This is a genomic window from Limnoglobus sp. (assembly GCF_059499385.1).
The window spans coordinates 22,497-43,031 of record NZ_JCABYM010000032.1 but is presented as its reverse complement, the minus strand read 5'-3'; the positions used below and the strand labels follow the sequence as shown (position 1 = coordinate 43,031).

Below are 20,535 nucleotides of genomic sequence, written 5' to 3'. Positions count from 1 at the left end.
GGGGCGGGGGGGGGGGGGGCGCCGCGGGGGGGGGGGGGGGAGGGGGGGGGGGGGGCGGAGGCGGGGGGGGGGGGGGGGGGGGGGGGGCGGGGGGGGGGGCGCCCCCCGCCCCCCCCCCCCCCCCCCCCCCCCCCCCCCCCCGACGCTCGCCTCAGGCCGCGTCCGCGAGCTGCACCAGCCGCGTGAACCCGCGGCTCTCTTCCTGTTCCATCAGGTCGAGGTACGCCTGCTCTGTCTGCATCCCGACGCTGCGGAGGCAGATCAGCGTCACCTTGTTGTCGAACAGCACCTGGAACACCTGCGCCAGGATCGCCGTGTTCGGCACGTCGTCGGTCAGCTTCAGGTCCATCCGCCGCTGCCGCAGGACGGCCTGCGTCACTTCCTTCATCGACTTCAGCACGCCCAGCGACTTCGTGATCGACTTCTGGTCGCCGTCCAGGTCCAGCTCGTAGTGGTTCTTGCGGATGCGGCCCTTCAACTCTTGAAGGCTGCCGTGGAAGATGAGCTGCCCCTTGTTCAGCACGGCCGCGTGGTTGCACACCTCGTCCACGTCCGTCAGGTTGTGGCTGCTCAGGATCAGCGTCTTCTCGGCCGCCAGCGTCTTGATGAGTTCGAGCATCGACCGCCGGGCCTCGATGTCCAGCCCGTGCGTCGGCTCGTCCCAGATCAGCAGGTCGGGTTCGTTAATCAAACTCGCCGCGACCGCCAGCCGCGCCGTCTGGCCGGGGGTGAAGTGCGCGATCGACTCGCCGGAGTGCGGCAAGAGATCGACGGCGCGAATCAGGCTCGCGAGCCGCGGCTTGCGTTCGTCCCGCGGCATGCCGAACAGCCGCGCGATGTAGTCGAGGTACGTGATGGGCGTCATGCCCTTCGGGAACTGCGGGTTCGTCGGGATGTACCCGATCCGGCGGCGGAGGTCCGCGGCGTTCGGCGTCATCACCTTGTTGAAGACTTTCGCCCAGCCGGCGGTCGGCCGGTGCAGGCCGAGGATGAGCCGGAGGAACGTGGTCTTGCCCGCGCCGTTCGGGCCGAGCAGGCCGAGGACGGTCCCCGGCTCGACGGCGAGCGTGGCGTCGTTGAGGGCGATCTGGCGGTTCTGGTAGATCTTCGTCAGGTGCGACGTTTCGACCACCAGCTCGCTGTCCGGCTTGGCGGCAGCCACGGTCGGTCCCCGGCCCGAGTGTGAACGATTGGGGGCGGGCAATACCGTGGGGAAGCGCGGTTGTCCAGGGGAAATTCGCGGCCCTTCGGGATTGACGAACATTCTGGCGGCGGTTAAACCCGTTTACCTTCCGGACACCTACACCATGCCCGACCCATCCGCCCGCGACTACGACCGGGCCGTCCGCCGCCTCGCGGTGTGGCTCGTCGCCGTCGGCGTCGTCGCCCGCGTGTCCCGGTACGCCGTCGGCCCGGCCATCTGGAACGACGAGGCGATGCTCGCCCTGAACGTCGCCGACCGCGGGTTCCTCGGCCTCACGAAGACGCTCGACTACTTCCAGGTCTGCCCGGTCCTGTTCCTGTGGGCGGAGCGGGCGGCGTTCCTGCTCCTCGGCGACGGCGGGTGGGCGCTGCGGCTCGTGCCGCTGCTGTCCGGCGTCGCTGCCCTCGGGGCGTTCTGGGCGTTCGCCCGCCGGACCGTGTCGCCGACGGCCGCCGTCCTCGCCGTCGGCTTGCTCGCGGCCGCGCGGTGGCCGGTGTTCATGTCCTCGACGGTGAAGCCCTACGCCGGCGACCTGTTCTGGGCCTGCGCGCTGCTGGCGCTCGCGGCCGAGTGGCGACACCGGCCGGACCGGTTGCGGTGGTTGGCCGCACTCGTCGTCGCCGTGCCGGTCGCGGTCGCGTCGTCGTTCCCGGTCGTGTTCGCGGCCGGGGCGATCTCGCTCTACCTGCTGCCGGTCGCGTGGCGACACCCGGACTGGCGGGCGAAGCTCGGGTTCGTCGCGTTCAATGTGCTCCTGGTCGGCACGTTCGCCGGGTGTCTGGCGGTGCAACTCCGGGAGAAGGACGCCGCGGCCGGGCAGTCGCTGAACCGGTTCATGCTCGACTACTGGCGGGGCGGGTTCCCGCCGGGAGACGTGGTCAAGTTCCCCGTCTGGCTGGCGGCGCAGCACACCGGGCGGATGTTCGCGTACCCGATCGGCGACAAGAACGGCGGCAGCACGCTCACGTTCGTGCTGTTCGCGGTCGGCGTCTGGCAGGCGTGGCGGACCGGGAACCGGCCGCTACTCGCGCTGTGCCTCGTCCCGTTCGGGCTGAACTTCGCGGCCGCGGTGATGGGCCGCTACCCCTACGGGGCGTGCTGCCGGCTGTCGCAGCACCTCGCCCCGGCGATCTGCCTGCTCGCCGGCGTCGGGTGGGCAAAAGTTCACGAGCGAATCGCCCCGTCGTTGACGGCGCGCTTGAAGTGGGTGCGGGTGTCGGCCGTCGTCCTCGGCGGGTACGCCGTCGGGCAGGTCGTCTTCGACGCCACGTTCCCGGACCACGACCCGGTCTGCCGGTTGGGGCGGGAACTGCACCGGGAGTTGGCGGACCGACTCCGTCCCGGCGACCGGATCGCGTTCGACCCGGACGCGGCGGTGTTCCGCCCGACGGTGCAAGACAACCAGGAGGTGCGGTGGCACGTGAGCCGGTTCCGCGACCACGCCCTGCCGGTCGGGGCCGTGCCCGCGCCGGCCGACGTGCCGGGGCGGTTGTGGGCCGTCTGCATCGACGCGGCCGACCCGACCGGCCGGGAGGTGGGGGCGGCGTTCGTGGCGAAGCTGCGGGCCGCCGGGTGGGTGCCGGCGGCGGACGCGGTACGGTCCGCGCCGCCGTGGAACCGCGACGACGTGTGGCACAACTGCCGGATCGCGGCGTTCGAGCGGCCGGGCGGCTGACGGCGGCCCGACTTGCGAAGTCTGGCTTCGATTTCGGAAGCCGATCCCGTGCGGGGGCGGTCCTTCCCGGTCCCGTTGCCCTTCGCCCCGCTCGACTTCCGAAGTCGAAGCCGGACTTCGGAAGTCGGGTGGCGGCATTTTCCCCAAATCGCGTCCGTTCCTTCGGCGAATAATCCGGTGAGCGTCCTCGCTCGTACTCCCCGTTGAGGCGGCCCATGACGGACAAACTCTCCCGGCTCCAGGCGGTCGTGCTCGGCCTCGTCGTCGCGGCGGCCGTGGCCCTCGGCGGTGGCGGCCTCGTCGCCATCGCCGCAAAGCAAGGCTACTGGCGCGAAACCTTCGGCGTTTCCGTCGGCTTCCCGGAGGCGCACGACGTGACGCCCGGCACGCCGGTCCGCGTCCGCGGCGTGGACGCCGGGCAGGTCGTCGCCCTCGACTACCCGGACGGCGACGGGCCGGTCCGGGTTCGCCTCGAACTCGACGCGAAGTTCCGCGGCAAGCTGTTCGCCGACGCGAAGGCCCAGGTCCAGCCGACCGGCCTGCTCGGGTCGAAGGTGATCGCCGTGCATCCGGGCACGACCGCGGCCGGGCCGCTGACGACCGACACGCTCGCGGCCGCGCCGACGCCGGACCTCGCGAGCCTCGCGGCCGAGGGGGAGGCGGCGCTCAAGGACATCCGCGGCATGGTCGGCGACGTGCGCGTGCTCACCAGCGACGTGCGGGGCGCGGTCAAGAAGGTCGATGCCGCCGTGGAAACGGAGGCGGCCGGCGTGCGGGGCCTGGTGAAGGACGGCCGGGTCGCGATTCAGTCCGTGCGGCAGAACAGCGACGCCGTCGCCCGGCTGCCGATCGTGCGGAACTACGTCGAGAGCGCGACGGCGATCCTGGTTCGCCCGGACTGCCGCCGGGAGGCGATGACGTACAACGCGCACGACCTGTTCGAGCCGGGCACGGCCATCCTGACGGACACCGGCCGGGCGCACCTGGAGGCGGTCGTGACGTGGCTAAAGGGGCAGGCGAACGGGAAAACGGAAGTCGTGGTGGCCGCGGCGAGCGACCCGGCGGATGCACTCGTATCGAGCGCGACGGCCGAGCAGCTGACCCGCAAGCAGGCCGAAATCGTGGCCGAGCACTTGAAGTACCACGGCGCGCATAAAATGGGCTGGTGGAGCCGGCGGAAGGTCGCGACGGTCGGCCTCGGCGGCGGCGGGTCGCCGGTGACGGCGACGGAACCGCTGCCGGCGAACTACGTGCAGGTGCTGACGTTCACCCCGCCATAAGGACGCGCGAACGGGCGGCCGTTCGCTCACGGAGACGACGCTGTGACCGACGTGCCGCCGCCGACCGACGCCGAACAGTTGCGGCAGACGCTCCTCTACCACCTCCTCCGCGTCCAGTTTCCCCGCATCGCCCTGGCCCGCGAAAACTTCGATTCCCACCTCGCACGTACCCTGAACATCTTCGCGGCGAAGAGCGAGACGCCCGTGACGTGGGCGTCCTACCTGGACGGCCTCTACTCGTTCGACTGGGCCGTGTGCGTCGGCTGCCTGGAAGGGATGGAAGCCGCGTGGGAGCTGTTGTTCGCCGCGCGGATGGGGCGGAGCGATTCCCTCCTCGTCGATGCCTTGCGCGCCCGCGCCGTGCGGCTCTACCCGCGGAACGAGGAGAAGCAGGAAACGGCCGTCACCGAGTTCTGGAGCAGCCTGATCGCGTCCGACTCGGACACGGCGCTTCCGGTACTGGCCCGGTACGACGGCCAGCGGCCGCTGACGCCGTGGCTGGTGCGGGTGTTCCAGAACTGGCACCTGTCGAAGCTCCGGCAGCACGGCGGCACGGTCGCGCTGCCGGACGACGACCTGGCGATGCCGCTGCCGACCGCGCCGCACGCGGAGACGCGGTGGCACGAGCTGTTCGTGACCGCCGCCCGCGAGTGGCTCGGCGACATCGCCGACGGCGAGCGGCTGATCCTCGGGCTGCGGTGGCGGTACAAGATGAGCCAGCGGGAAGTGGCGAACCTGCTCGGCGTCCACGAGGGGACGATCTCCCGGCAGACGGACAAGCTGCGGGACAAGGCGCTGGAGGTGCTCGGCGCGCGGCTGGTGAAGGACGGGTGGGACGGCGACGACCTGGAGCAGTTCGTGCTGACGGAGCTGGGCGGCCTCTTCACCGACGACCCGCGACTTTCCGCCGACGAGTTGTCCCGTTTGCTGGCGAAGCGTGGGAAGTCTCTTGTCATATAGCGGTGTGGCTCTGCCCACCGTGCCGTTTCGAGTCTTCGAGAAACGGCACCGCGGAGCCTCTCGCCGGGAACCGTGCGGAGTGGGAGGAGCGCCCCCGCGGGAGGAGCGCCTCCCCACCCGCGACGACCTCCCCGCGCGGGGAGGAACGTCCCCGGCGTGCGAAGGCCCACGCGGTTTCTCGAAGACTCGAAACCGCACCCCCGGCAAGCCGGGGGCTATGTGACAACCGCACCCCCGGCAAGCCGGGGGCTATCTGACAGAGGGCCGACCACCGCCGGTATACCCCCTCATGGCACTCTCCCTCGACCTCGCCCCCGAAACCACCGCCGTCGATCCCGTGTGCGGGATGACCGTCACCGTCGGCCGCGCCGCCGGCACGCACGCCCACGCCGGGACGACTTACCACTTCTGCGCCGAGCGGTGCCGCCGGAAGTTCATGGCCGACCCGGCCAGGTACCTCGGCGGCCACCGCGAGGGCATGACCGCGCCCGCCGTGCGGTACATCTGCCCGATGGACCCGGAAGTGGAGAGCGACCGCCCCGGTTCCTGCCCGAAGTGCGGCATGGCGCTCGAGCCGGCCACCCCGACGGCCGACGACCGGCCGGACCCGGAACTCATCGACTTCACCCGCCGCCTCGTCGTCGGGCTGATCTTCGGCGTCCCGCTGCTGGCCCTCGCGATGCTCGACATGTTCCTGCCGAACATGCCGATCAGCCACGCCCTCGGCCACACGCGCTTCCTGATTCTCCAGGCCGTGCTCGCGGCCCCGGTCGTGGCGTGGTGCGGGAAGCCGTTCTTCGAGCGGTTCGCGGCGTCGCTGCGGAACCGGTCGCCGAACATGTTCACGCTCATCGGCCTCGGCGTCGGCGCGGCCGTGTTATTCAGCGTCGCCGCCCTCGCGGACGCCCTCGGCGTGCGGCTGTTCCCGGATGCGTTCCGCACGGCGATGGGCCACGTCGAGCCGTACTTCGAGAGCGCCGCGGCCATCGTCGTCCTCGTGCTGCTCGGCCAGGTGCTGGAACTGCACGCCCGCCGCCGGACCGGGGCGGCCGTCCGCGAACTGTTAAAACTCACGCCGGCCACGGCCCGCGTGCTGCTGCCGAACGGGAAGGAAGTCGAACTGCCGGCGGAACTGGTCCACGTCGGCGACCGCGTCCGCGTGCGGCCCGGCGAGCGGCTCGCCGTGGACGGCGTCGTCCGCGAGGGGGCGAGCGCCGTGGACGAGGCGATGCTCACCGGCGAGCCGCTGCCGGTGGCGAAGGCCGTCGGCGACGCCGTGTCCGCGGGAACGCTCAACGGCAACGGCGCGATGCTCGTGGAGGCCGCGAAGGTCGGCACGGACACGCTGCTCGCGAAGGTCGTCGAACTCGTCGGCCAGGCGCAGCGGTCGCGGATGCCGATCCAGAAGCTGGTGGACCGCGTGTCCGCGTGGTTCGTCCCGGTCGTCGTGTTGATCGCGGCCCTCACGCTCGTGGGCTGGGCGGTCGCGGGTCGGCCGGCGGTCGGGGTGGCGTGCGCCGTCACCGTGCTGGTCATCGCCTGCCCGTGCGCGCTGGGGCTGGCGACGCCAATGGCCGTGGTCGTCGGGACCGGCCGGGCGGCGCGGCGGGGCGTCCTGTTCCGCGACGCGGCGGCGCTGGAACGACTCGCGGCGGTCGATACCGTCGTCTTCGACAAGACCGGCACGCTGACGGAGGGGAAGCCGGCGCTCGACCGCGTGGAGCCGGCCGCCGGGTGGGCCGAGGAACGAGTGCTGACGCTCGCCGCGGCCGTGGAGGTCGGCAGCGAGCACCCGGTCGGCCGCGCGGTCGTGGCGGCGGCGCAGGCCCGCGGGCTGAGTTTGCCGCCGGCCGCGAACGTGGAAGCGGTCCCCGGCCGCGAGGTCCGCGGCACGGTGGACGGGCGGACGGTCCGTGTCGGCAACCTTCCCGACCTGAACGGGGCCGGCGTCGGCGTCGCCGTGGACGGTCAACTCGCCGGGACGCTGCACGTCTCGGATCAGCCGCGGGCGACCAGCCGGGACGCCGTGGCGGCGCTGACGGCCGACGGGGTTCGCCCCGTCATGCTCACCGGCGACCGCCGGGCCGCGGCCGAAGTCGTCGCGCAAGCGGTCGGCATTTCCGAGGTGATCGCGGAGACGCTGCCGGCGGACAAGCACGGCGAGGTCGAGCGGCTGAAGGCGGCCGGCCGGACGGTGGCGATGGTCGGCGACGGGATCAACGACGCCCCGGCGCTGGCGGCCGCGGACGTGGGGCTGGCGATGGGGACCGGCACGGACGTGGCCATCGCCGCGGCCGGCGTGACGCTCGTGCGGCCGGACCCGCGGCTGGTCGTCGAGGCGCGATCGCTGAGCCGGGCGACGGTCCGGGCGATCCGGCAGAACCTGTTCCTGGCGTTCGCGTACAACGCGGTCGCGGTCCCGCTGGCGGCGGTCGGCGTCGTCACGCCGCTGTGGGCCGCCGCCGCGATGAGCCTCAGCAGCGTCAGCGTGATCTTGAACTCGCTGCGGCTGTCGGTCAGATAGCGGTGTGGCTCTGCCCACCGTGCGGGGCGAGGCTTTGCGAGACCCGCACCACGGAGCCTCCCGCGGGGAACTATCTGCGGCGGGAGGGACGTTCCCGTGGGAGGAACGCCTTCTCGCCCACGGTAGCTGGTCGCGATGGGAGGAACGCCCCCCTGTCGGGAAGGCCCACGCGGGTTCTCGAAGACTCGAACCCGCACGGTGGGCAGAGCCACACCGCTATCTGACCGAGGGCAGAGCCACACCGCCATCTGTCACCACTCGCCCAACCACCACCGCTTGCGGCGAACGGGCGGCGAGCCGTAGGTCAGGCCGAACGACTTCATCACCGTCTCCGTCACGCCGTTCACCACCTGCACCGGGTCGTCGCTGATCGTCAGCTTCGACAGGTCCATCGCGTCGATCGTCGCCTGCTCCACGAACGTCTTCAACTGCTCGATCCCCGGCCGGTAGAAGTCCGTGCCCATCAGCGCGACCGGGAAGTCTTCGAGCTTGCCCGTCTGGATGAGCGTCAGCACCTCGAACAGCTCGTCGAGCGTGCCGAACCCGCCGGGCAGGACGATGAACGCGTAGCTGTACTTGATGAGCATCAGCTTGCGGACGAAGAAGTGCTCGAAGTCGATCCACTGGTCCACGTAGGGGTTCGGCTTCTGCTCGTGCGGCAGGATGATGTTGCACCCGATCGACCGCGCGCCGGGCACGTCCTTCGCGCCGCGGTTGGCGGCCTCCATGATGCCGGGGCCGCCGCCGGTCATGACCGTGAACCCGCTCTTCGCCAAGAGCCGGCCGACCTCGCGGGCCATCTTGTAATACTTGTGGTTCTCGTCGAACCGGGCGGAGCCGAACACGGTGACGCACGGGCCGACGAAGTGCAGCTTGCGGAAGCCGTAGATCATCTCGCGGAAGACCTGGACGGCCCGCCACAGCTCGAACGTCCGCTTCTGCGGCCCCTGGAGGAACCGCGTCGCCTCGGGCGTGACGGTGCCGGAGTCCTTGCCCCAGCGGATCATCTGCGAGTCGGTGAGCTTGGTTTGCATGGGAGAGAGTCTCGAAGAATCGGCCCGCAGATGACGCGGACTTCGGCGCAGATGAAGAGGATAAAAACCGAGAATGAAATTAGTTCTTATCCGGTTTTCATCTGCGTCGAAGTCCGCGTCATCTGCGGGCCATTGTTTTCTGTTAGCCGCGGCGGATGCCCGCCTCGCGCATCAGCCGGTCGGTCGCGGAGTACGCTTCCGCCACCCACTCGCCGATCTTGTCGGGTTCCGGCGAATACTCCAGCTCGATGCTCATGGCCGGGATGTCCAGGTCGCGGATCTCGCGGAGGTACGGGCCGAAGTCCACCACGCCCCGGCCCGGCGGCAGGTCGCCGTGGACCTTCCCGTCGCAGTCCGAGATGTGGACGTGAATCGCCTTGCCCTTCAGCCGGCGCAGCTCCTCCGGCTTCACGTTCGCCAGGGCCAGGTGCGACACGTCGATGTTCGCGGCCACCGCCGGGTGGTTCACGGCATCGACGAACCGCACCATGCTATCCACGTCGTTCAGCAGGGACAACTCGAACGGCTCCAGTTCCAGCGCGATCTGCACCCCCAGGGCGGCGGCGTAGTCGCCGAGGGCCTTCAGGTGCGCGACGGCCGTATTCCATTGTTCGCCCGGCGGGATGACCTGTTTCTCCCAGATGTACTCGCCGAGGACGAGGAGCACGTTCTTCGCCTGCAACTCGAACGCGAAGTCGAGGTACGCCTTGCACCGCGAGAGGTGGAAGCGTTGCACCGACGGGTTGAAGTCGATGAGGCCGACGGCCACGCACGCCAAACTCACGACCGGCAGCCCGGCGGCCTCGCACTCGGTGCGGATGAGCCGGCGCTCCTTCGCGTCCGTGTCGAGCGGGTCGGCGAAGATGTCGATGGCGTCGAACCCGACCGCCTTCGTTTGGCGGATGCCGTGGGCCGTGCCGCGGCCGGCTTGCACCCACGCGGAGTTGATGAGGCCGAGCTGCATGGGAAGGGTCTCCGGGATGAGGGAGTACGCACCGCGGCCGAGGGGCGGTTTCGCCCGCCGACCGTTTTCTCTTTTGACCTTCACGCCCGGCTCATATTTACTGTACCGTGATGGGATCGTCCCCAGTCCTGGTAGGCCAGGAATGATTGAAGACTTCGCGAAATACGGCTACGTCGGCATCTTCTGCGCGATCATCGCGACGGGGTTCGGGCTGCCGATGCCGGAGGAGCTGCCGGTCCTGTTCTCCGGCGTGCTCGTCGGGCACGGGGACACGCTCACGCCGGGCATGACCGCATTGCCGCCGGACCGCCTGCGGTGGTGGATCATGCTGCCGGTCGTGATCGCGGCCGTCGTCGTCGGCGACGGGCTGCTGTACGGCGTCGGCCGCCTCTGGGGGCCGCGGCTGCTCGGCAACCCGTGGGTGCAGCGGAAGATTCTCTCGCCGGAGAAGCGGGCCGTCATCGAGAAGAACTTCCAGGAACGCGGCGTGATGATCCTGCTCACCGCCCGGCTGACGCCCGGCATCCGCACGCCGATCTTCCTCATGGCCGGCGTGCTGCGGGTGTCGTTTACCCGGTTCCTGCTGGCCGACGGCCTGTACGCCATCCCCGGCGTCATGGCCATGTTCTGGCTGGCGTACTTCCTGACGGACCAGGTCCTCGACGTGTTCCACCGGATCGAGCAGTACAAGCAGCTCGTCGTGGTCGGCGTCCTGTCCGCGGCGGCCGGGGTGATCCTGTACAAGTTGTTCGTGGACCGGCGGGTGACGACCGGCGAGTCGAAGGACGTGCCGATGATCGTGAAGCCGGTCGAGAAGGTGACGGAGGCGGTCGAGCACGTGGTGGAGAAAGCCTACGACAAGGTGGTCCACCGCCACCACGACGAGAAGCCGCCGGAGGAGGCGAAGCCGCCGGAGGGCGAGGAGAAGCCGCCGGAACCGTCGGCGAACGGGGCGGCGCACGCGGAGGACGCGCCGGCGAAGGAAGAACCCGTTCAACCCTGACTTCCGAAGTCCGGCTTCGACTTCGGAAGTCGAACGCCGCGGCGGCCTTCACTCTGTCCGCAGACGCCCCCTCCCGCATCGACTTCCGAAGTCGAAGCCGGACTTCGGAAGTCGGGCGCTAACCGCCATGCAGTTCTGGACCCAGCTCCTCGCCCCGTCGCCGGACTTCGACGCGTGGTTCGCCCGCGTCGCGACGGCCCTCCTCACGCAAACCCGCCTCGTCGTCGCGAACCAGCCGCACCGCCTCGCGGAAGTCGAGGTTTACTTTCACGGCCCCGGCCACGAGGACCCGTTCGCCCACCGCGACCCGGTGCAGTTGCACCGCGGCCGGTGGTACGTCCACCGGACCGGCGGCAGCTTCAAGGGGATCGACCTCGCGTTCGGTGGCGACGGGGCGTTCGCCGGCGTCCTTCTCCGCGGCCTCGAGACGGCGGACGGAAACTTCATCGACGGCCCGTCCCTGCTCGTCGATCACCTCTTGAAGCGGACCGGCACGAAGACCTCGCGGGAACTCGCCGCCCTCCTCGGCGAGCGGCCGGCGTGGGACCCGGCGTGCCCGGTTCACTTGGAACAACTCCCCCAGCCGGACGGGCGAACGGTCTACACCTCCGCCCGCGTGGGGCTGAACGCGAGCCGGGAGCCGGCCTTCTTCGCGAAGCCGTACCGCTTCCTGACGGACCCCCGCCGCACGCGGAAAGGGCGGCGGCAGTTGGTGTTGGGCCTCCTCGCGGCGGGCAAATTCCCGGAGGAAGTCCGCGAACTGACGGGCAGCCCGCTGGCCAGAATCCGTGAAATGGCCGCCGAACTGCGGCGTCATCCCGGATGAGCGGGTCGTTAGAATGACGGCTTCGCCGCGTCTCGGGTATATAGCCCCCGGCTTGCCGGGGGTGCGGGTTCGAGTCTTCGAGAGCCCGCACGGGCGAGCCTCCCCCGGCAACGTATTTTCCCCGGCGGTCAGGTCTCTTGACGAGGCTCCGTCATGCGGTTTCTCGCGGACTCGAAACCGCACGGTGGGCAAGCCCACCGCTATCTGTCTCTGAGGTTTCCCCAATGTCGCAGGTATGCCGGCTGGCCCTGGCCCTCGTCGTCGTCGCCCCGGCCGTCGGGCGAACCGCGGACAAGGCGGACGTGGCGAAGCAACTGACCGCCGCGATCGACAAGCACCTGACCGCCGACTGGGCCGCCCGCGGCATCAAGCCGGCCGCCGTCAGCGACGACGCCGAGTTCGCCCGCCGCGTCTACCTCGATGTCGTCGGCCGCATCCCGCGGCTGTCGGAAGTGACGGCGTTCCTCGCGGACAAGGCCCCGGACAAGCGGGCGAAGCTCGTGGACCGGCTGCTGACGATGCCGGCCTACGCCCGGCACTTCGCGTACACCACCCGGCACGAGTGGATGCCGCAGGCCGCCACGGACATCCGGTTCTTCAACAACGGCGTCCAGTTCGAGGAGTGGCTGCAAACGCAGTTCCGGAAGAACGCCCCGCTCGACGCGATGGTCCGCGACGTGCTGACGGTGAAGGTCCCGGACGGCCTCGCCCGGTTCCGCGACCTCGACGAGGGCCTCCGAAGCGACACGACCAACGGCCGGATCGCCGCGTTCTACCAGGCCAACGAGGGCCGGCCGGAGAACCTCGCGGCCGCCGCGTCCCGCCTGTTCATGGGCGTGAAGTTGGAATGTGCGCAGTGCCACGACCACCCGTTCGCGACGTACACGAAGGAGCAGTTCTGGCAGACGGCCGCGTTCTTCGGCGAGTTCGCCGCCCTGCCGCCGGTCGCGCCGAGCTTCGTCGGCCCGCTCCCACCGCAGTTCCGCAAGAACCAGATCACGATCCCGAACACGGAAACGACGCTGCTGGCCACGTACTTCGACGGCTCCACCCCGGACTGGAAGCCGACCGCCAGCCCGCGGGAGGAACTGGCCGCGTGGCTGACCGGCGCGGGCAACCCGTTCTTCGCGAAGAACATGGCCAACCGCCTGTGGGCACGCTTCTTCGGCATCGGCCTGATTGATCCCATCGACGAACCCGGCGACGCGAACCCGCCGTCCCACCCGGAACTGCTCGACGAGTTGGCGAAGGGGTTCGTCGCGAGCGGGTTCGACCACCACACGATGATCCGCGGCATCGTCGGCAGCAAGGCGTACCAGCTCTCCAGCCGGCTGTCGCACCCGACGCAGGGGGACGCCCGCCGGTTCGCGAAGATGGCGATGAAGGGCCTCAACGGCGGGCAGATTTTCGACAGCTTCGTGATCGCGACCGGCATCCGCAACGCGAACCAACTGTTCGACGACGAGAACCAGGACTTCCGCGACCGCACGCTCCGCGGCAAGTTCCTGAAGATGTACCCGGCCGGGTCGAAGTCGATCGACACGCAAACGTCGATCCTGCAGGCGTTGTTGATGATGAACGGCAAGCAGATGGCGGAGCAGACGACGGTGGACACGAGCCAGGCGCTGGCGGCGGTGGCGGACGCCCCGTTCCTGACGACGGACGAGCGGATCGACACGCTGTTCCTGGCGGTGGTCGGCCGCAAGGCGACGGACGCGGAGCGGGAGAAGTACGCCAGCTACGCCGACCGCGGCGGCCCGACCGGGGACAAGAAGAAGGCCGTCGCCGACGTGATGTGGGTGCTGCTGAACAGCACGGAGTTTTTGTTCAACCACTAGCATGGAGTGAAAGCCGCGGCGCGGAGCGGGATACGGATATGCACGGAGGGTTCAGAGTGGCCAGCTTCATCATCGACGGCACGGACTTCGGGATTGATGAAGCCAGCTCCGCGGTTGACATTTCGACCAAAGACAAGGGCCGCCTCATTCTGAACGTTGAAATCAAAGGGGATAAGCAACGCCATTCCCAGATAACCGAGAACGAATCCTCTCCTTGGTCGTGGACGCTCTATCCCCCGCGGTTCTACCTCCGCGAGTACCCCGTTTCCGGATCGCCTACGAAGGGAATGATCGTTCGCCTCATGCCTGACGACACGGACAACTACGACGTGGCGATCTACATGATGGAACACAACGGCGTTGATGGCGTAGTCATCAAGATCGGCAAGCAAGGCCGTGTCGAAATCTCGGGGCGGGTGGGGATCGACGGTAAATGGTTGCCGTTCACGATTGACTGGTCGAAGTAACGATCCCGTACCAACGGTCTTGGCCCTGAAAGGGCCGAACATGTCAGCCCAGGGCAACGCCCTGGGTCGGACGCCCGCGGAGGAAAGCCCTGAAAGGGCGCGACAGTCGCAACTGTCGCGCCCTTTCAGGGCTTGTTGCGTCGGGTGGCAGCGTACCCAGGGCGTTGCCCTGGGCTGACGTGTTCCAGGCTTTCAGCCTGAAAGCCGGGTTCCCGCGTCGTTCCCGCGTCGGGGAGGGGGACGGCGTCTCCTTCGGGGCGAGGCCAAATCCGTGCGGTCGGCAATTCCCCGTGAAATAACCCTCGGTTAGGATCGTCAGTACGGGTGAAGCCCAGCTTCCCGCACGAGGTTCCCCATGCGATCCCCCACTTCCCGCCGCACGTTCCTGGCCCAACTCGGCGGCGCGAGCCTCGCCGTCACCGCGTCCGGGTGGCTGGCCCCGTTCGCCAACGCCGCCGCCACCGACCCGGCTCGCAAACGCTCGTGCGTCCTCCTCTGGATGAACGGCGGGCCGTCTACCATCGACCTCTGGGACCTCAAGCCCGGCCACGACAACGGCGGGCCGTTCAAGGAAATCCAAACCAACGTCCCCGGCATCAAGGTCAGCGAGCACCTGCCGACGCTCGCGAAGTTCATGGACAAGATGGCCCTCCTCCGCGGCATGTCCACGCGGGAAGGCGACCACGAGCGGGCCAGCTTCCAGATGAAGACCGGCCAGCTCCCGATGGGGCCGATCCCGTACCCGAACATCGGGTCGCTGATTTCCAAAGAGATCGGCGACCCGAAGGCGGAGCTGCCCAACTTCGTCAGCATCGCGTCGCGGAAGCTGTTCTTCCAGAACGACCCCACGTCGCCCGGCTTCCTCGGCCCGAACTACGCCCCGCTGCTCGTCGGCACGTCGAACGCCTTCAACGAGCCGACCGGCGAGAAGATGTGGGAGCAGCTCAAGGTCGAGAACCTCCACCGGCCGAAGTCCGTGGACGCCGCGCACGCGGACGGCCGGCTGGCGCTCTTGCGGGACATGCAGGAAGACTTCGCGGCCGGCCGGCCGACGCCGATCAGCGACAGCCACGTCGCCGCCTACGACCGCGCCGCCCGGCTGATGACCTCGCACGCCGCGGAAGCGTTCGACATGACGAAGGAGCCGGACCGCGTACGGGACCGGTACGGCAAGTCGCTGTTCGGCCAGGGCTGCCTGCTCGCCCGGCGGCTCGTGGAGAAGGGCGTGCCGTTCGTCGAAGTCACGATGAGCGGGTGGGACACGCACGGCAACAACTTCGACTTCGTGAAGCGGAACAGCGAACACCTCGATAAAGGGTGGGGGTCGCTGATGCAGGACTTGAAGGACCGCGGCCTGTTGGACAGCACGCTGATCGTGTGGATGGGCGAGTTCGGCCGGACGCCGCGGATCAACGGCGGCAACGGCCGCGACCACTATCCGAACGCGTGGGCGACGGTCCTCGCCGGCGGCGGCATCAAGGGCGGCCAGGCCATCGGCAAGACTAGCGCCGACGGCACGACGGTCGAGGACCGCAAGACGAGCGTTCACGACCTGCTGGCGACGGTCTGCGGCGCGCTCGGCGTGGACCACGAGAAGCAGAACATGTCGAACGTCGGCCGCCCGATCAGGATCGTGGACAAGTCCGCGCGGCCGGTGACGGACGTGTTGGTCTAATTCTTGGCGAGCGTCGGGGCGTAAGCCCGACGTGGTTTGACACCCACAGCCACGTCGGGCTTACGCCCCGACGCTCGCCGGGCTTTTCCCGTGACCCGCTTCCTCCTGCCGCTGCTCCTCGCGTCGCCGCTCGCGGCGGCCGCGCCGCCGGCCGCGCCCGGCCTGCCGCGGCCCACCGGCCCCCGCGGGGACGCGTTCCTCGCCGGCCTCGCCGCCCCCACGCCGGTCGCCCGCCGCGTGCCGCCGAAGTTCGACCGCGACCCCGCGGCGAGTTTCCCGGACACGGCCGACATCGTCTACCTTGCGAACGCCCGCCCGGTCCGCGTCCGCGCCACGCTCAAGGTCAACGGCCAACCCCTCGGCGACGTGTGGCGGGACCACCTGAAGAAGCTGTTCGCCGTCTTCGACCGCGACCGCGACGGGTTCCTCAACCGGTTCGAGGTGGACAACGTCTTCTCCCCGAAGGGCCTCGGCGGGCTGCTCGGCGGCACGTACTACCACGGGGCCGGCGACGACGGCAAGTCGCTCGCCGACCTCGACCGCGACGCCGACGGCCGGGTGTCGTTCGCCGAATTCGCCGCCAGCTACGCCGAGGTCGCGACGGACCTCGTCCGGCTGCGGTCGGTCACGCTCGACGACTCGGTCGATCAGGATTTGACGAAGGAACTGTTCGGCCGCCTCGACGCGAACACGGACGGCAAGCTGTCGAAGGACGAACTGGCGAACGCCGAGACCCTGCTGTTGGCGCTCGACACGGACGAGAACGAGGCGATGTCCGCCGCGGAGGTCCGCAGCACGCCGATGGTCCGGCAGACGTTCCCGCGGCCGGACGTGGCCCCGCGGCAGCCGGCCCCGCCGCCCCGCGACCCGAACCTGCAAGTCTACCGCGGCGGCATCCCCGGCAGCGTCGTGCAGCTGATGCTCCAGAAGTACGACGCGAACAAGGACTTCCACCTGACCGCCGCGGAGGTCGGGTTCGCCGCCGACGCGTTCGCGAAGCTCGACGCCAACAAGGACGGCAAGCTGTCCGGCACGGAACTCGACGCCTGGCGCTCCCTGGAGCCGGACCTCACCGCGGCGGTGGACGTGGCCCACGACTACCAGAGGCGGGCGGTCGAGCTGAAGCCGCGGGCGGCGCTGCCGAAGAACTGCGAACTCCGCACCGGCGAGAAGGGCCGGGTCGTCTTGCGGATCGACAACCAACTGCTCGACCTGAGCGCCGCCGCCCCGCCGCCGGGGGCCGTGGCGAACCGCGTGACGGAGCAACTGAACACCGTCTACCCCGCGGACAAGAACGTCGTCACGGAGAACGACATCAACGGGCCGGCGTTCCAGTTCCTGCGGGTGGTGTTCGACGCGGCCGACCGCAACGCCGACGGCAAGCTGACCCGCGACGAGTTCAAGCAGTACCTGCAACTGCAAGAGGACACGATCAACCTCGCGGTGACGGCCAGCTTCGCGACCCGCCGGCCGAGCCTGTTCCAGTTGATGGACGACAACGGCGACAACCAACTCGGCGTGCGGGAACTGCGGACGGCGTACCGGCGGCTGATCGTGCTGGAGCCGAGCGGCGGCGCGGCGGTGACGCGGGCGGCGCTGCAGCCGTCGGCGAGCGTGCGGTTCGGGTTCGCCGCGTTCGCGGGCCAGGACTACACGCAACCGGCGAACATGTTCGCGAAGCCGGGGGCACGGAAGGTCGGCGGCCCGCGGTGGTTCCAGAAGATGGACCGCAACGGCGACGGCGACGTGTCGCTGGCGGAGTTCCTCGGCCCGCGGGCGAAGTTCGCGGCGCTGGACGCCGACGGCGACGGCCTGATCTCCGCCGACGAGGCGGACGCGGCGGAGAAGACGTTCAAGAAGTAATGACCCGTCTCCCCCGCGACGTTCGTCGCGGGGCTTTCTTTGTTTTTGCAACTGTGGATAATGTTCGATACCCGCCGGGCGGAGGAATCGAACGTGCCTCGGTCATTGATGATCGTCCTGCTCACGGCCGCGACCGCGGCGGCCGCCCCCGTCCCGAAGCCGCCGCCGCCGGACCCGTTCGAGGTCGGCCGGATGGGGATCACGTTCACCGACGAGGGCCTCGGCGTGTCGGCCATCGAGCCGTCGCTGCCGGTCGCCAAGAGCGGGTTGCGGGTCGGCGACGAGTTCGTGAGCGTCGGCCCGGTCGAGGCGAAGACGCGGCGGGACATCCAGTTGCTCGTCGGCGGCCTGCGGCCGGGCACGAAGTTGGCCGTCGTTGTGAACCGCAACGGCGAGCGGCACACGCTCACGGTGATGCTCGGCGAGGCGGACGACCGGGTGAAGGCGGCGTTCCGCCAGCTCCGGACGCCGGCCGAGGACGAACCCGTGCCGTGACGCAACGGCGAGCGTCGGGGTGTCAGCCCGACGTGGCGTCCCGCGTTCCGGCACGTCCCCTTATCCACATTCGCCCTTTTCCCGCCGTCCAGCCACGTCGGGCTGACGCCCCGACGCTCGCCTCGTCCCCGATGCTCGCCTCGTCCCCGACGCTCGCCTCGTCCCCGACGCTCGCCTCGTCCCCGACGCTCGCCCGGCCGCGGGCCATTCCCGTTCGCGATCCATAACCTAACCCGGTTGCGACGCCCCCACCCCTCGGGGACGGCGCGTCTTTCCCAGGAGAGTCACTGCGATGGCGGTCAAAGTCGGCATCAACGGGTTCGGGCGGATCGGGCGGCTCGTGTTCCGGGCGCTCGTCGAACAAGGGCTTCTCGGCAAGGAACTCGACGTCGTCGCCGTCAACGACCTCGTCCCGGCGGACAACCTCGCGTACCTCCTCAAGTACGACTCCACCCAGGGCAAGTTCACCGGCACCGTCGAGAGCGCCAAGTCGTCGCCCTCCGTCGCCGAGGACGACCTGCTCGTCGTCAACGGGCACAGCATCAAGTGCCTCGCCGTGAAGGACGGCCCGGCCGCGCTGCCGTGGAAGGCGCTCGGCGTGGACTACGTCATCGAATCGACCGGCCTCTACACCGAGGCCGAGAAGGCGAAGGGGCACATCGCGGCCGGCGCGAAGAAGGTCATCATCTCCGCCCCGGCGAAGGGCGAGGACGTTACCGTCGTGATGGGCGTCAACCACGAGAAGTACGACGCGGCCAAGCACAACATCGTGAGCAACGCGAGCTGCACCACGAACTGCCTCGCCCCGCTCGTCCACGTCCTGCTGAAGGAGGGCTTCGGCGTCGAGGAAGGGCTGATGACGACCGTTCACAGCTACACCGCGACGCAGAAGACGAACGACGGCCCGAGCAAGAAGGACTGGAAGGGCGGCCGGGCGGCGGCCGTGAACATCATCCCGAGCGGGACCGGGGCGGCGAAGGCCGTGGGCCTCGTCTGCCCGGAGGTCGCGGGCAAGCTGACGGGGATGTCGTTCCGCGTGCCGACGCCGACGGTCAGCGTCGTGGACCTGAACGTGCGGACGAAGAAGGAGACGACGCTGAAGGAAATCTGCGCCGCCATGAAGAAGGCGAGCGAGACGTACCTGAAGGGCGTGCTGGTGTACGCGGAGGACGAGGTCGTGAGCAGCGACTTCATCCACGACCCGGCGTCGAGCATTTTCGACGCGGACGCGACGCTGAAGAACCCGGAGATCAGCAAGACGTTCTTCAAGCTGGTGAGCTGGTACGACAACGAGTGGGGCTACAGCAACCGGTGCGTGGACCTGCTCAAGTACATGATCGCGAAGGGGTAGGTCGCTGGCGAACGGCACGGCGTAAGCGTGCCGGTGGTGCGCCCTCGCGTCACACCGGCACGCTTACGCCGTGCCGTTCGCCGTGTTGATCGGTGGCCCATTTTCTTGAGGAAGCATCCGTGGCGAAGAAGACGATTGCCGACCTCGGCGACCTGACCGGCAAGAAGGTCCTCATCCGGGTCGATTTCAACGTCCCGCTGGACAAGGTCAGCGGCGAGATCAAGAACGACCGCCGCATCCGCGGCGCGATTCCCACGCTCAAGGCGCTGCTCAAGGCCGGTGCGTCGGTCATCGCGATGAGCCACCTCGGGCGGCCGAGCGGCGACCCGGCGAAGGACAAGCTGCTCACCATGGACAAGGTCGTCGAGCGGCTGGCGGACCTCTTGGAGCGGCCGGTGCGGAAGGCCGGGAACGCCGTCGTCGGCCCGGACGTGTCGGCGACCGTCGCGGCGATGACGCCGGGCGACGTGGTCATGCTGGAGAACGTCCGGTTCGACCCCCGCGAGCAGAAGAACGACCCGGCGTTCGCGGCCGCCGTCGCCGCCCTCGGCGACGCCTACGTGAACGACGCGTTCGGGACGTGCCACAACGACAAGGACGCGAGCATGGTCGCCGTGCCCGCGGCGCTGAAGGCCAACGGCAAGCCGCGGGCCGTCGGGCTGCTCGTCGCGAAGGAACTGGAGATCATCGACGGCCTCATGGGCGCGCCGAAGAAGCCGGTCCTCGCCGTCATGGGCGGGGCGAAGGTGTCCGACAAGATCGCGTTCATCAACGCCCTACTGCAAAAGGTCGATCACCTGCTGATCGGCGGGAAGATGGCGTACACGTTCCTCAAGGCGAAGGGCGTGGACGTGGGCAGCACCCAGGTCGCGGCGGAGGAACTGGCCGCCGCGCAGCCGCTGCTCCAACACGTCGGCACGAAGATCACGCTGCCGGTGGACGCGCTCGCGGCGAAGTCGGACGACCTGAACGCGACGCAGGTGTTCGAGGGCAACATCGCCGCTGGGTTCGAGGGCGTGGACATCGGCCCGAAGACGCTGGCGCTGTTCTCCGACAAGATCAAGCAGGCCGCGACGGTCATCTGGAACGGCCCCGTGGGGTGGTTCGAGAAGTCGGCGTTCAGCAAGGGGACGAAGGGCGTCGCCGAGGCGATGGCGGCGAGCGGCGCGGTCACGGTCGTCGGCGGCGGCGAGACGGCGGAAGCCGTCGAGCAGTTCGGGTACGACGCCAAGATGACGCACGTGAGCACCGGCGGCGGCGCGTTCCTGGCCTACGTCGAGGGCAAGAAGTTCCAGTCGCTCGCGCAAATCGACGACCGGTAAGGTTTAGTCGCCGCGTTTATATAGCCGCCGGCTTGCCGGCGGGGTTTTGAAACT

16 protein-coding genes are annotated in these 20,535 nt (G+C 69.3%); 13 read left to right on the top strand and 3 right to left on the bottom strand.

Features of this window, described 5'->3' with window-relative positions; all coding sequences use genetic code 11:
* Window positions 1-151 precede the first annotated feature (151 nt).
* Window positions 152-1,162, bottom strand: a complete 1,011-nt coding sequence (locus AC5JJ2_RS05625; protein ID WP_495856988.1) for an ABC transporter ATP-binding protein — start codon at window positions 1,160-1,162, stop codon at window positions 152-154.
* 145 nt (window positions 1,163-1,307) lie between these two features.
* On the opposite strand from AC5JJ2_RS05625, the gene AC5JJ2_RS05620 reads away from it, so the two are divergent.
* The 4 genes from AC5JJ2_RS05620 (at window position 1,308) to AC5JJ2_RS05605 (ending at window position 7,643) form a co-directional block, all read left to right on the top strand.
* Window positions 1,308-2,879: a glycosyltransferase family 39 protein gene (locus AC5JJ2_RS05620; RefSeq protein WP_495856987.1), complete on the top strand. Its 1,572-nt coding sequence runs from the start codon at window positions 1,308-1,310 to the stop codon at window positions 2,877-2,879.
* Between the two features lie 215 nt (window positions 2,880-3,094).
* Window positions 3,095-4,159 (top strand): MlaD family protein, encoded by a 1,065-nt coding sequence (locus tag AC5JJ2_RS05615; RefSeq protein ID WP_495856986.1) that lies wholly within the window; start codon window positions 3,095-3,097, stop codon window positions 4,157-4,159.
* 42 nt (window positions 4,160-4,201) lie between these two features.
* Window positions 4,202-5,119 carry an RNA polymerase sigma factor gene (locus AC5JJ2_RS05610; protein WP_495856985.1) on the top strand — a complete coding sequence of 306 codons (918 nt, stop codon included), beginning with the start codon at window positions 4,202-4,204 and terminating at the stop codon, window positions 5,117-5,119.
* Between the two features lie 289 nt (window positions 5,120-5,408).
* Window positions 5,409-7,643, top strand: a complete 2,235-nt coding sequence (locus AC5JJ2_RS05605; RefSeq protein WP_495856984.1) for a heavy metal translocating P-type ATPase — start codon at window positions 5,409-5,411, stop codon at window positions 7,641-7,643.
* A gap of 251 nt (window positions 7,644-7,894) precedes the next feature.
* Here the strand turns inward: AC5JJ2_RS05605 and AC5JJ2_RS05600 are convergent, their stop codons facing one another.
* On the bottom strand, window positions 7,895-8,677 hold the full coding sequence (locus AC5JJ2_RS05600) for an LOG family protein (protein WP_495856983.1): 783 nt from the start codon (window positions 8,675-8,677) through the stop codon (window positions 7,895-7,897).
* A gap of 142 nt (window positions 8,678-8,819) precedes the next feature.
* Entirely contained in the window at window positions 8,820-9,641 is an 822-nt protein-coding gene (locus AC5JJ2_RS05595; protein ID WP_495856982.1) for a sugar phosphate isomerase/epimerase family protein, read from the bottom strand.
* 142 nt (window positions 9,642-9,783) lie between these two features.
* Here AC5JJ2_RS05595 and AC5JJ2_RS05590 point away from each other — a divergent pair, with 142 nt between their 5' ends.
* From AC5JJ2_RS05590 to AC5JJ2_RS05550, 9 genes are all read left to right on the top strand, one after another.
* Window positions 9,784-10,644, top strand: coding sequence for a DedA family protein (locus tag AC5JJ2_RS05590; RefSeq protein ID WP_495856981.1), 861 nt, complete (start codon window positions 9,784-9,786; stop codon window positions 10,642-10,644).
* A gap of 127 nt (window positions 10,645-10,771) precedes the next feature.
* A complete protein-coding gene (locus AC5JJ2_RS05585; protein ID WP_495856980.1) occupies window positions 10,772-11,470 on the top strand; it encodes a hypothetical protein in 699 nt (232 codons plus the stop codon).
* A gap of 224 nt (window positions 11,471-11,694) precedes the next feature.
* Window positions 11,695-13,308, top strand: coding sequence for a DUF1549 domain-containing protein (locus AC5JJ2_RS05580; RefSeq protein ID WP_495856979.1), 1,614 nt, complete (start codon window positions 11,695-11,697; stop codon window positions 13,306-13,308).
* A 56-nt stretch (window positions 13,309-13,364) separates the two neighbouring features.
* Complete coding sequence (locus tag AC5JJ2_RS05575; protein WP_495856978.1) at window positions 13,365-13,775, top strand: hypothetical protein; 411 nt, start codon at window positions 13,365-13,367, stop codon at window positions 13,773-13,775.
* A 355-nt stretch (window positions 13,776-14,130) separates the two neighbouring features.
* Entirely contained in the window at window positions 14,131-15,450 is a 1,320-nt protein-coding gene (locus tag AC5JJ2_RS05570; RefSeq protein ID WP_495856977.1) for a DUF1501 domain-containing protein, read from the top strand.
* Between the two features lie 90 nt (window positions 15,451-15,540).
* Window positions 15,541-17,313, top strand: coding sequence for an EF-hand domain-containing protein (locus AC5JJ2_RS05565; RefSeq protein WP_495856976.1), 1,773 nt, complete (start codon window positions 15,541-15,543; stop codon window positions 17,311-17,313).
* Between the two features lie 93 nt (window positions 17,314-17,406).
* Window positions 17,407-17,808 carry a PDZ domain-containing protein gene (locus AC5JJ2_RS05560; protein ID WP_495856975.1) on the top strand — a complete coding sequence of 134 codons (402 nt, stop codon included), beginning with the start codon at window positions 17,407-17,409 and terminating at the stop codon, window positions 17,806-17,808.
* Window positions 17,809-18,100: 292 nt separating this feature from the next.
* Complete coding sequence (gene gap / locus AC5JJ2_RS05555) at window positions 18,101-19,159, top strand: type I glyceraldehyde-3-phosphate dehydrogenase (protein ID WP_495856974.1); 1,059 nt, start codon at window positions 18,101-18,103, stop codon at window positions 19,157-19,159.
* Window positions 19,160-19,278: 119 nt separating this feature from the next.
* Window positions 19,279-20,481 (top strand): phosphoglycerate kinase, encoded by a 1,203-nt coding sequence (locus AC5JJ2_RS05550; RefSeq protein WP_495856973.1) that lies wholly within the window; start codon window positions 19,279-19,281, stop codon window positions 20,479-20,481.
* Window positions 20,482-20,535: the final 54 nt, after the last annotated feature.